The organism is Pseudomonas fortuita (assembly GCF_026898135.2).
GTDB classification, from domain to species: domain Bacteria; phylum Pseudomonadota; class Gammaproteobacteria; order Pseudomonadales; family Pseudomonadaceae; genus Aquipseudomonas; species Aquipseudomonas fortuita.
In genome coordinates, this window is record NZ_CP114035.2 from 1008484 (window position 1) to 1019955 (window position 11472).

Annotated in this window: 11 protein-coding genes; 6 read left to right on the forward strand and 5 right to left on the reverse strand. The window is 63.3% G+C overall.

Annotated features, from left to right (window positions below; all coding sequences use genetic code 11):
* The first annotated feature begins 13 nt into the window (after window positions 1-13).
* Window positions 14-1375, forward strand: a complete 1362-nt coding sequence (locus tag OZ911_RS04570; protein WP_023048012.1) for an amino acid permease — start codon at window positions 14-16, stop codon at window positions 1373-1375.
* 95 nt (window positions 1376-1470) lie between these two features.
* Here OZ911_RS04570 and OZ911_RS04575 read toward each other — a convergent pair whose 3' ends face one another.
* The 5 genes from OZ911_RS04575 to gatC form a co-directional block, all read right to left on the reverse strand.
* A complete protein-coding gene (locus OZ911_RS04575; protein WP_024717620.1) occupies window positions 1471-2514 on the reverse strand; it encodes a calcium/sodium antiporter in 1044 nt (347 codons plus the stop codon).
* 60 nt (window positions 2515-2574) lie between these two features.
* Entirely contained in the window at window positions 2575-2949 is a 375-nt protein-coding gene (locus OZ911_RS04580) for a septal ring lytic transglycosylase RlpA family protein (protein ID WP_016485016.1), read from the reverse strand.
* A gap of 150 nt (window positions 2950-3099) precedes the next feature.
* Entirely contained in the window at window positions 3100-4545 is a 1446-nt protein-coding gene (gatB, locus tag OZ911_RS04585) for an Asp-tRNA(Asn)/Glu-tRNA(Gln) amidotransferase subunit GatB (RefSeq protein WP_023048013.1), read from the reverse strand.
* An 11-nt stretch (window positions 4546-4556) separates the two neighbouring features.
* Window positions 4557-6008, reverse strand: coding sequence for an Asp-tRNA(Asn)/Glu-tRNA(Gln) amidotransferase subunit GatA (gene gatA, locus OZ911_RS04590; protein WP_016485018.1), 1452 nt, complete (start codon window positions 6006-6008; stop codon window positions 4557-4559).
* A 15-nt stretch (window positions 6009-6023) separates the two neighbouring features.
* Window positions 6024-6311 (reverse strand): Asp-tRNA(Asn)/Glu-tRNA(Gln) amidotransferase subunit GatC, encoded by a 288-nt coding sequence (gene gatC / locus OZ911_RS04595; RefSeq protein WP_016485019.1) that lies wholly within the window; start codon window positions 6309-6311, stop codon window positions 6024-6026.
* Window positions 6312-6516: 205 nt separating this feature from the next.
* Between gatC and mreB the strand changes: the two genes are divergently transcribed.
* The 5 genes from mreB (at window position 6517) to rng (ending at window position 11421) form a co-directional block, all read left to right on the forward strand.
* A complete protein-coding gene (mreB, locus tag OZ911_RS04600) occupies window positions 6517-7554 on the forward strand; it encodes a rod shape-determining protein MreB (RefSeq protein ID WP_003255163.1) in 1038 nt (345 codons plus the stop codon).
* Window positions 7555-7780: 226 nt separating this feature from the next.
* Complete coding sequence (mreC, locus tag OZ911_RS04605; protein ID WP_070087023.1) at window positions 7781-8776, forward strand: rod shape-determining protein MreC; 996 nt, start codon at window positions 7781-7783, stop codon at window positions 8774-8776.
* Window positions 8776-9264, forward strand: coding sequence for a rod shape-determining protein MreD (gene mreD, locus OZ911_RS04610; RefSeq protein WP_016485021.1), 489 nt, complete (start codon window positions 8776-8778; stop codon window positions 9262-9264). The genes mreC and mreD overlap by 1 nt, the downstream gene beginning before the upstream one ends.
* A 33-nt stretch (window positions 9265-9297) precedes the next feature.
* Window positions 9298-9909 (forward strand): Maf family protein, encoded by a 612-nt coding sequence (locus OZ911_RS04615; RefSeq protein WP_016485022.1) that lies wholly within the window; start codon window positions 9298-9300, stop codon window positions 9907-9909.
* A gap of 54 nt (window positions 9910-9963) precedes the next feature.
* Window positions 9964-11421, forward strand: a complete 1458-nt coding sequence (gene rng, locus OZ911_RS04620; protein ID WP_016485023.1) for a ribonuclease G — start codon at window positions 9964-9966, stop codon at window positions 11419-11421.
* Window positions 11422-11472 lie beyond the last annotated feature (51 nt).

The window sequence follows — 11472 nt, forward strand, 5'->3', positions numbered from 1 at the left end:
TAAAGGACACTTCATGCAAGACCAGAGCAAGCCCGAGCAGTTACAGCGCGGGCTGAAGAATCGCCATATCCAGCTGATCGCGCTGGGCGGGGCCATCGGTACCGGCTTGTTCCTGGGCATCGCCCAGACCATCCAGCTGGCCGGGCCCTCCGTACTGCTGGGGTACGCCATCGCTGGCCTGATGGCCTTCCTGATCATGCGCCAGCTGGGTGAAATGGTGGTGGAAGAGCCGGTGGCCGGTAGCTTCAGCCACTTTGCCCACCAGTACTGGAGCGAGTTTGCAGGCTTCGTGTCGGGCTGGAACTACTGGGTGGTGTATGTACTGGTTGGCATGGCCGAGCTGACGGCCGTGGGTATTTACGTGCAGTACTGGTGGCCGGAATTCCCCACCTGGGCCACGGCGGCGATATTTTTTGTGGTGATCAACCTGATCAACCTGACCCAGGTGAAGGTCTACGGCGAAATGGAATTCTGGTTCGCCCTGATCAAGGTAGTGGCCATCGTCAGCATGATCGGCTTCGGCGCCTGGTTGCTGAGCAGCGGCCATGGCGGCCCGGATGCCAGCGTGGCCAACCTGTGGCAGTACGGCGGCTTCTTCCCTAACGGTGTCAGCGGCTTGGTGATGGCGCTGGCGGTGATCATGTTCTCGTTCGGTGGGCTGGAGCTGGTGGGTATCACTGCTGCCGAGGCAGACAACCCGCGCCAGAGTATCCCCAAGGCCACCAACCAGGTGGTGTACCGCATCCTGATCTTCTACATCGGTGCCCTGGCGGTGCTGCTGTCCCTGTACCCGTGGCAGAAGGTCGTGCAGGGTGGCAGCCCGTTCGTGATGATTTTCCACGAGCTGGACAGCGACCTGGTGGCAACCATCCTCAACATCGTGGTGCTGACGGCTGCGCTGTCGGTTTACAACAGCTGCGTGTACGCCAACAGCCGCATGCTGTTTGGTCTGGCCAGCCAGGGTGACGCACCGCGCCAGTTGCTGAAAGTCAGCCGCAGCGGCGTGCCGCTGACTGCACTGGGCGTGTCTGCCTTCGCGACCGGGCTGTGCGTGGTGATCAACTACCTCATGCCGGGCGAGGCCTTTGGCTTGCTGATGGCCCTGGCGGTGTCGGCGCTGGTGATCAACTGGGCGAGCATCAGCATTACCCACTTGAAGTTCCGCAAGGCCAAGCTGGCGGCCGGTATTACCCCGTTCTACAAGAGCCTGGGGCACCCGCTGACCAACTACCTGTGCCTGGCGTTCATTGTGCTGATTCTGGTGGTGATGTACCTGACTCCGCCGATTCGCATCTCGGTGATGCTGATCCCGGCATGGATTGCCGTGCTGTGGGTGGCCTTCAAGCTGAAGAAGGCTCGGCAGGTTCGCCGTTAGATTTGTATCGCCTGTGAGATCGAGCGCCGCCCGCGCGGCGCTCGATCGTAAGGGCGACACAAGGCTTAAGGCATGCGCCAGATGACATGGCCCGATCAATGCTGCCGGCGCCAGGCGCGCACGGTGGTATACAGCAGCACCACCGCGAGCACAGGCAGCACATAGAACAGCATCAACCGCTCCAGGCGCCCGGCCAGCGGCATGCCCATGGTGAACGCCGCCACGTGCAGGCCGTAGGCCAGGTACAGGCACAGGAACACCAGGCCTTCGGCGCGGGTGATGCGGTAGCCGGAATAGAACACCGGCAGGCTTAGCGCGGCGACGCCGAGCATAACCGGCAGGTCGAAGGCCAGGGCGTTGGGCGAGATCGACAGCGGCACAGGGGTGATCAGCGCGGTCAGGCCCAGCACTGCCAGCAGGTTGAACAGGTTGCTGCCGATCACGGTGCCCACGGCGATTTCCCGTTCACCACGCAGGGCCGCGATCAGCGCGGCGGCGAGCTCTGGCAAGGATGTGCAGATGGCGACGACGGTCAGGCCGATGATGCGCTCGGACAGCCCCAGGTCTGTGGCAACCTCCACGGCGGCCTCCAGCAGCAGGTGGCCCCCCAGGCTCAGCAGGCCAAAGCCGGCCAGCACCTGCAGCAGCGTGCCTGACCAGAAGCGCCTGGCGCTGGATTTTGCCGTGTCCGGCGCGGGGTAAGTGCGTGCGTAGTGGCGCGATTGGTGCCAGAGCATTGCCAGGTAGCCGGCCAGGCCAAGCAGCAGCAGCCCCCCTTCCACCCGGCCCAGGTAACCGTTGGCGGACAAGGCATAGACCAGGCCGCTGGCGAGGATCATCAGCGGAATGTCCAGGCGCACCAGCTGGCGCGACACACGCAGCGGGATGATCAGCGCGGCCAGGCCAAGAATGACCAGTACGTTGAAGATGTTGCTGCCGATCACGCTGCCGACCGCCACATCCGGCGCGCCCTGATAGGCCGCCTGCAGGCTCACGGTCAGTTGTGGTGCTGTACTGCCGAAGGCCACCAGGCTCAGGCCGATGATCAACGGGCGAACATGAAGGCGCTGAGCCAGGCGCAGCGCTGCGCGCACCAGCAATTCGGCGCCGCCGACCAGCAGCAGCAGGGCAATGCCCAGTTGCAACAGGCTGAAGGTGGGAAGGGTGGCCAAGTCGAAAATGGTCGGACTCCTGTCGCGTCAGTCGCTAAGCCCTTGTACTCGCACGCGTGCCGTTCCGCTACGGAGCATGCCGATTTTTTCTGCAGCGGCGCGAGACAGGTCGATCAGGCGGCCGCGGGTGTGCGGGCCACGGTCGTTGATGCGCACCACCACACTGCGCTGGTTGGCCGTGTTGGTGACCCGTACGCGGGTGCCGAACGGCAGGTTGCGGTGGGCGGCGGTAAAACCGTGCTGGTTGAACGGCTCGCCACTGGCGGTGCGTTTGCCGTGGTGGCGCGACCCGTAATAGGAAGCGGTGCCTGTCTGGTCGTAACCACGCGGGTCGATGTCATGGCTGGCGCAGCCGGCCAGGAAAGAGAAGAGGGCTAGCGTGCCGAGGGATTTTTTTAGCAAGTTCTTGCTCCGGTGCTATTGGGGCCGCTGCGCGGCCCATCGCCGGCAAGCCAGCTCCCACAGGTACCTCATCGCCCTCAAAAGCGGCGCTGTACCTGTGGGAGCTGGCTTGCCGGCGAACGAGGGCAAGGCCCTCGCCGCTTTTTCAGCTCAGCCTTCGAGCTTGGCCTTGAGCAATTGGTTCACCTGCCCCGGGTTGGCCTTGCCTTTGGAGGCTTTCATCGCCTGGCCGACAAAGAAGCCGAACATCTTGCCACGCTTGGCCTCGTCGGCCGCACGGTACTGTTCGACCTGCTCGGCGTTGGCCGCCAGCATCTCGTCCAGCATCTTGTCGATGGCACCGGTGTCGGTCACCTGCTTCAGGCCTTTGCTTTCGATGATGCTGTCGGCATCGCCTTCACCGGCAGCCATCGCCTCGAATACGGTCTTGGCGATCTTGCCGCTGATGGTGTTGTCGCGGATGCGCAGCAGCATGCCACCCAGGTGCGCGGCGCTGACCGGTGCCTGGTCGATCTCGATGCCCAGCTTGTTGAGCAGGCTGCCCAGCTCGACCATGACCCAGTTGGCCGCCAGCTTGGCGTCGCCACCGATTTTTACCACTTCCTCGAAGTAGTCCGCCTGTTCGCGGCTCGAAGCCAGCACGTTGGCGTCGTAGGCCGACAGGCCATACTGGCGCTGGAAGCGTTCGACCTTCTGCGGCGGCAGCTCCGGCAGGCCGGCGCGGATGGTTTCGAGGAAGCTGTCCTCGATCACCACCGGCAGCAGGTCCGGGTCGGGGAAGTAACGGTAGTCGTTGGCTTCCTCCTTGCTGCGCATGGAGCGGGTTTCATCTTTGTTCGGGTCGTACAGGCGAGTTTCCTGCACCACCTTGCCGCCGTCTTCGATCAGGTCGATCTGGCGCTGGATTTCGCTGTTGATCGCGCGCTCGATGAAGCGGAACGAGTTGACGTTCTTGATCTCGCAGCGGGTGCCGAACTCGGCTTGACCCTTCGGACGAATCGACACGTTGCAGTCGCAGCGCAGCGAGCCTTCGGCCATGTTGCCGTCGCAGATGCCCAGGTAGCGCACCAGTGCGTGGATCGCCTTGACGTAGGCCACGGCTTCCTTGGCGCTGCGCATGTCAGGCTCGGAGACGATTTCCAGCAGCGGGGTGCCGGCACGGTTAAGGTCGATGCCGGTGGAGCCGCTGAAGTCTTCGTGCAGGCTTTTGCCGGCGTCTTCTTCCAGGTGCGCGCGGGTGACCCCGATACGCTTGATGGTGCCGTCTTCCAGGGCGATATCCAGGTGGCCCTTGCCGACGATCGGCAGGTCCATCTGGCTGATCTGGTACCCCTTGGGCAAGTCCGGGTAGAAGTAGTTCTTGCGCGCGAACACGTTGCGCTTGCCGATTTCGGCATCGATGGCCAGGCCGAACATGCACGCCATGCGCACGGCTTCCTGGTTCAGCACCGGCAGTACGCCGGGCATGCCCAGGTCTACCAGGCTGGCCTGGGTGTTCGGCTCGGAGCCGAAGGTGGTGGCGCTGCCGGAGAAGATCTTCGACTGGGTGGCGAGCTGAGTGTGGATTTCAAGCCCGATCACAACTTCCCATTGCATGTGTGAACTCCTCAGAAGCCGTTGGGGGCACGGGTGTGCCAGTCGGTCACTTGCTGGTAGCGGTGCGCGACGTTGAGCAGGCGGCCTTCCTGGAAATACGGCGCCAGCAGCTGCACGCCGACCGGCAGGCCGTCGACGAAGCCAGCCGGCATCGACAGGCCCGGCAGGCCCGCCAGGTTGGCGGTGATGGTGTAGACGTCTTCGAGGTAGGCGGCGACCGGGTCGCTGCTCTTGGCGCCAAGCTTCCAGGCCGGGTTTGGCGTGGTCGGGCCGAGGATCAGGTCGACATCGTTGAAAGCGGCCATGAAGTCGTTCTTGATCAGGCGGCGGATCTGCTGCGCCTTCACGTAGTAGGCGTCGTAGTAGCCGGCCGACAGGGCGTAGGTGCCGACCATGATGCGGCGCTGCACTTCAATGCCGAAGCCTTCGCCACGGGACCGCTTGTACAGGTCGGTGAGGTCTTTCGGCGCTTCGCAGCGGTAACCGAAGCGCACGCCGTCGAAGCGCGACAGGTTGGATGAGGCCTCCGCCGGGGCGATCACGTAGTAGGCCGGGATGGCGTGCTGCATGTTCGGCAGGCTGATTTCCTTGACCACCGCGCCGAGCTTTTCCAGCTCTTTGACGCTGGCCTGGACCAGCTCGGCGATACGTGGATCGAGGCCGGCCCCGAAGTACTCTTTTGGCAGGCCGATGCGCAGGCCCTGCAGCGAAGCGTTCAGGTTGGCGCTGTAGTCCGGCACCGGCTCTTCGATGCTGGTGGAGTCCTTGGCGTCGAAACCGGCCATGCCTTGCAGCAGCAGGGCGCAGTCTTCGGCGGTGCGGGCCAGCGGGCCGCCCTGGTCGAGGCTGGAGGCGTAGGCGATCATGCCCCAGCGCGACACACGACCGTACGTCGGCTTGAGGCCGGTGAGGTTGGTCAGTGCTGCCGGCTGGCGGATCGAGCCGCCGGTGTCAGTGCCGGTGGTGGCTGGCAGCAGGCGCGCGGCCACGGCAGCGGCCGAACCGCCCGACGAACCGCCCGGGACGTGTTCGAGGTTCCACGGGTTTTTCACCGCGCCGTAGTGGCTGGATTCGTTGGCCGAACCCATGGCGAACTCGTCCATGTTGGTTTTGCCCAGGGTGACCATGCCGGCTTCAGCCAGCTTGGCGACCACGGTGGCGTCGTAGGGTGCCTTGAAGTTGTCGAGCATCTTCGAGCCGCAACTGGTGCGTACGCCGTTGGTGCAGAACAGGTCCTTGTGGGCGATGGGCGCACCCAGCAGCGCGCCGGTTTCGCCTGCGGCGCGACGGGCGTCGGCGGCACGCGCCTGGCCCAGGGCCAGGTCTTCGGTGACGCTGATGAAGCTGTTGATCTGCGGGTCGAGTTGCTTGACGCGCGCCAACAGGGCGCCAGTCAGCTCTTCGGAGGAAAACGACTTGTCGGCGAGTCCGCGGGCGATCTCGGCCAGGGTCAATTGATGCATGGCAGGCTCTATCCCTTACTCGATGACTTTGGGAACCAGGTACAGACCGCTTTCGGTCGAGGGCGCGATAGCCTGGTAGGCATCGCGCTGGTTGCTTTCGGTGACCTGGTCGGGGCGCAGGCGCTGGCTGGCTTCCAGCGGGTGGGCCAGGGGCTCGATGCCAGTGGTATCGACCGCTTGCATCTGGTCGACCAGCCCGAGGATGCTGTTCAGGGCTTCGGTAATGCGTGGCAGTTCGCCATCATTCAGCCCCAGACGGGCCAGATGGGCGATCTTTTCCACGTCGCAGCGTTCAAGCGCCATGAGGATCTCCAAGGGAAACAAAGAACGGAATTTGGGTCCGCGGTGAGGAACATGTCAGCTTTCTGGCGGTCCAACGGCCGCGATCATCGGCTGGCGTGCTCGGAAAAACAGCCAATTTAACATATTGGCTCCTTGCCCAAAATCCCTGCCATTGTTAGAGTTTGCCGCACTTTTTTACCCACGCTTTCCCCAGGGTCACTTTCCCATGTTCAAGAAACTGCGTGGCATGTTTTCCAGCGATCTTTCCATCGACCTGGGTACTGCCAACACCCTTATTTACGTGCGTGAGCGCGGTATCGTCCTGAATGAGCCCTCGGTTGTTGCCATCCGTACCCATGGCAATCAGAAAAGCGTCGTCGCCGTCGGTACCGAAGCCAAACGCATGCTGGGCCGTACGCCTGGCAACATTGCTGCCATTCGTCCGATGAAGGACGGCGTCATCGCCGACTTCAGCGTTTGCGAAAAAATGTTGCAGTATTTTATCAACAAGGTTCACGAGAACAGCTTCCTGCAGCCAAGCCCGCGCGTGCTGATCTGCGTACCGTGCAAGTCGACCCAGGTAGAGCGCCGCGCCATTCGCGAGTCGGCCCTGGGTGCCGGTGCCCGTGAAGTGTTCCTGATCGAAGAACCGATGGCTGCTGCCATCGGTGCTGGCTTGCCGGTTGAAGAGGCCCGCGGTTCGATGGTCGTCGATATCGGTGGTGGTACCACTGAAATCGCGCTGATCTCCCTGAACGGCGTGGTCTATGCCGAATCCGTCCGCGTTGGCGGCGACCGCTTTGACGAGGCCATCGTCACCTACGTGCGCCGCAACTACGGCAGCCTGATCGGCGAGTCCACTGCCGAGCGCATCAAGCAGGAAATCGGTACCGCCTACCCGGGCGGCGAGGTACGCGAAGTCGATGTGCGTGGCCGCAACCTGGCCGAGGGCGTACCGCGTGCCTTCACCCTTAACTCCAACGAAGTGCTCGAAGCGTTGCAGGAATCGCTGGCGACCATTGTCCAGGCCGTGAAGAGCGCCCTGGAGCAATCGCCGCCCGAACTGGCTTCGGACATCGCCGAACGTGGCCTGGTGCTGACCGGTGGTGGTGCGCTGCTGCGCGACCTCGACAAACTGCTGGCCCAGGAAACCGGCCTGCCGGTAATTGTCGCCGAGGACCCGCTGACCTGTGTCGCCCGTGGCGGCGGTCGCGCCCTGGAGATGATGGACAAGCACGCGATGGACCTGCTCTCCAGCGAGTGATCCCACTCGCTGTTCACGAGCGCCCGGTTTACAGGTACTACGCACAGTGCTACCTGTATGTGCTGGGCTGGCGCCCGTTAAGGGCGCCGTATCCGTCAACCCGCAACCAGGCTGGTGCGTTGTCCCATGTCCAATGACCTCCTGAGTCGTCCACGAGGAACGGCCCATTAAACCGCTTTTCTCCAAGGGCCCTTCGCTGGGCGTTCGCCTGCTCGTTCTGGTGGTAATGTCGGTCGCGTTGATGGTTGTCGACGCGCGCTTTGACGTGCTCAAGCCCGTGCGCAGCCAGATGGGGCTGGTGCTGATGGAGTCGTACTGGATCACCGACCTGCCGCAACGTGCGTGGCAAGGCGTGGCCGGCCAGTTCGGCAGCCGCACCGAGTTGATTGCCGAAAACGAAAAGCTCAAGACCGAAGCGCTGCTGTTGCAGGGGCGCCTGCAGAAGCTGGCAGCCCTGACCGAGCAGAACGTGCGCCTGCGTGAATTGCTGAACTCTTCGGCGCTGGTCAACGAAAAAGTCGAAGTGGCCGAGCTGATCGGTGTCGACCCCAACCCGTTCACCCACCGCATACTGATCAACAAGGGCGAGCGTGACGGTGTGTTCCTTGGCCAGCCGGTACTCGATGCGCGCGGCCTGATGGGCCAGGTAGTCGAGTTGATGCCCTACACCTCGCGGGTGCTGCTGCTGACCGATACCACCCATAGCATCCCGGTGCAGGTCAACCGCAACGGCCTGCGTGCCATCGCCAGTGGTACCGGTAACCCGGAGCGCCTTGAACTGCGCCATGTGGCCGATACCGCCGACGTGAAGGAAGGCGACCTGTTGGTCAGCTCCGGCATGGGCCAACGGTTCCCGGCCGGCTACCCGGTGGCGACGGTCAACGAGGTGATCCACGATTCCGGGCAGCCTTTCGCCATCGTGCGCGCCATCCCCACTGCCGCGCTCAACCGCAGCCGCTACATGCTGCTGGTATTCAGTGACCGGCGTACCCCGGAGCAGCGTGCTACCGACGCCGCCATCGCCCAGGAAGAGGCGGACCGCAAGGGCACCTCGGCCCTCGGCCAACCGGCCAGCACAGGTGAGCAGGGCACACCAGCCAGCAATACGCCTGTGGCGCCAGCCACACCCGCAGCGCCGGCCGTCCAGCCAGCAGCCCCGGCAGCTACCCCTGCCACGCCTGCCGCAGCGCCTGCCGCACCCGCTAACACCCGGAGACAATGATGGCTGCTTCACGCCGCAACAACGGCTGGGTCATCTGGCTGACTTTCGCCATCGGCCTGCTGCTCAGCGTCTCGCCCATGCCGCAGTTCATGGAAGTGTTCCGCCCCATGTGGCTGGCTTTGCTGGTGTCGTTCTGGACCCTGGCGGTGCCGGGCAAGGTCGGTATGACCACGGCATTCGTGCTGGGCCTGGCCGAGGACGTGTTATACGGTACTCTGCTGGGGCAGAACGCATTGATCCTCACCCTCATCACCTTCCTGGTGCTGTCCCTGCAGCAGCGCCTGCGCATGTTCCCCATGTGGCAGCAGAGCCTGGTGATCCTGGTCATATTCGGCATTGCCCAACTCATCCAGTTGTGGCTCAGCGCGCTGACCGGCAACCGCCTGCCGACCCTGGCGCTGGTCTGGTCGGCGGTTATCAGTGCCTTGCTCTGGCCATGGATCAGTTTCGCCCTGCGCGACCTGCGCCGACGCTTGCATATCAACTGACGGCGACGCCGCAACTGACAGGGAGATGTCTGCATGAACCCGCTATACCTGGCCTCTGGCTCGCCCCGCCGTCGCGAATTGCTGACCCAGATCGGTGTGCCCTTCACTGTCGTCAGTGCGCCCATCGATGAAACCCCGCTGCCCGGTGAAAACGCCCCGGCCTACGTTGAGCGCCTGGCCCGGGCCAAGGCTGCTGCCGGTCTGGCCCGTGTCGAGGGCCCGGCAGTGGTGCTGGGGGCAGACACTGCCGTAGTGCTCGACGGGCGTATTCTGGGCAAGCCGGAAAACCGCGAAGAGGCCCTGGCCATGCTGGCCGACCTGTCGGGCCGCGAGCACCAGGTATTGACTGCGGTTGCCCTCAGCAATGGGCTGCTTACGCAAAGCCTGTGCGTCACCAGCAAGGTGCGCTTCCGGGCCATCAGCGCCGATGAAGCGCAACGCTACTGGGCCAGCGGTGAGCCTGTGGACAAGGCAGGTGGCTACGCCATCCAGGGCCTGGGCGCAGTGTTCGTCACCGGCCTTGGCGGCAGTTATTCGGCCGTGGTAGGCCTGCCCCTCAGTGAGACGGCCGAGTTGCTTGGCACGTTTGGTATCGCCTGTTGGCAATCGCCCGTGCATACGCCAGAGGTAACAAACCCGCGGTAGCCAGCACGGCGTACGCCATCCATCATTACAAAAGACCTTTGACGAGAGCCGGCCATGAGTGAAGAGATCCTGATCAACATCACCCCGATGGAGTCACGCGTGGCGGTGGTGGAAAACGGGGTACTGCAGGAAGTGCACGTCGAGCGCACCCAGCGCCGTGGCATCGTCGGCAATATCTACAAGGGCAAGGTGGTGCGTGTGCTGCCGGGCATGCAGGCGGCCTTCGTCGACATCGGCCTGGAGCGTGCCGCGTTCATCCATGCCTCGGAGATCTCCCAGCGTGAAGGCTCGGCAGTCGAGACCATCACTGCACTGGTGCATGAAGGGCAGGCCCTTGTGGTGCAGGTGACCAAGGACCCGATCGGTACCAAAGGTGCGCGCCTGACCACCCAGCTGTCGATCCCTTCGCGCTACCTGGTGTACATGCCGCGCAGCAGTCATGTCGGCATTTCGCTTAAGATCGAAGACGAAGCCGAGCGGGACCGCCTGAAGCAGGTGGTCAGCAACTGTATGGAAAGCGAAAACATCAAGGATGCCGGCGGCTTCATCCTGCGCACCGCCGCCGAAGGCGCGCGTGCCGAAGAGATCTTGCAGGACATCCGGTACCTGCGTCGCCTGTGGGAGCAGATTGGCTCGCAGATCAAGACCTGCGGCGCCCCCATGGTCATCTACGAGGACCTTGGCCTCGCCCTGCGTACCCTGCGTGACCTGGTCAACCCGAAGATCGAGAAGATCCGCATCGACTCGCGTGAAACCTTCCAGAAGACCACGCAGTTTGTCGGCGAACTGATGCCGGAGATCGCCGACCGCCTTGAACACTACCCTGGTGAACGGCCCATCTTTGACTTGTATGGAGTCGAAGATGAAATCCAGCGCGCGCTGGAGCGCAAGGTCCCGCTCAAGTCCGGCGGCTACCTGGTGGTCGATCCGGCCGAAGCGATGACCACCATTGACGTGAACACCGGTGCATTCGTTGGCCATCGCAACCTTGAAGAGACCATCTTCAAGACCAACCTGGAGGCTGCCACCGCCATCGCCCGGCAACTGCGCCTGCGCAATATCGGCGGCATCATCATCATCGACTTCATCGACATGGAAGATGAAGAACACCAGCGCCAGGTGCTGCGCACACTGGAAAAGCAGCTGGAACGGGACCACGCAAAGACCAACATCATCGGCATCACCGAACTGGGCCTGGTGCAGATGACCCGCAAGCGCACCCGTGAAAGCCTGGAGCAGGTGTTGTGCGAGCCGTGCCTGGCCTGCCAGGGCCGTGGCAAGCTGAAAACCCCCGAGACCATCTGTTACGAAATTTTCCGCGAGATCCTGCGCGAGGCCCGTGCCTATCAGGCCGAGGGCTACCGCGTGCTGGCCAACCAGAAGGTGGTCGACCGCCTGCTGGATGAGGAGTCCGGCAACGTGGCAGAACTGGAAGCCTTTATCGGTCGAACCATTCGCTTCCAGGTCGAGTCGATGTATTCGCAGGAACAATACGACGTGGTGCTGCTCTGAGGTCTTCTCGAACGCGCCGCTGGATGGCCGGGCTGGCAAAATCGCCACTAC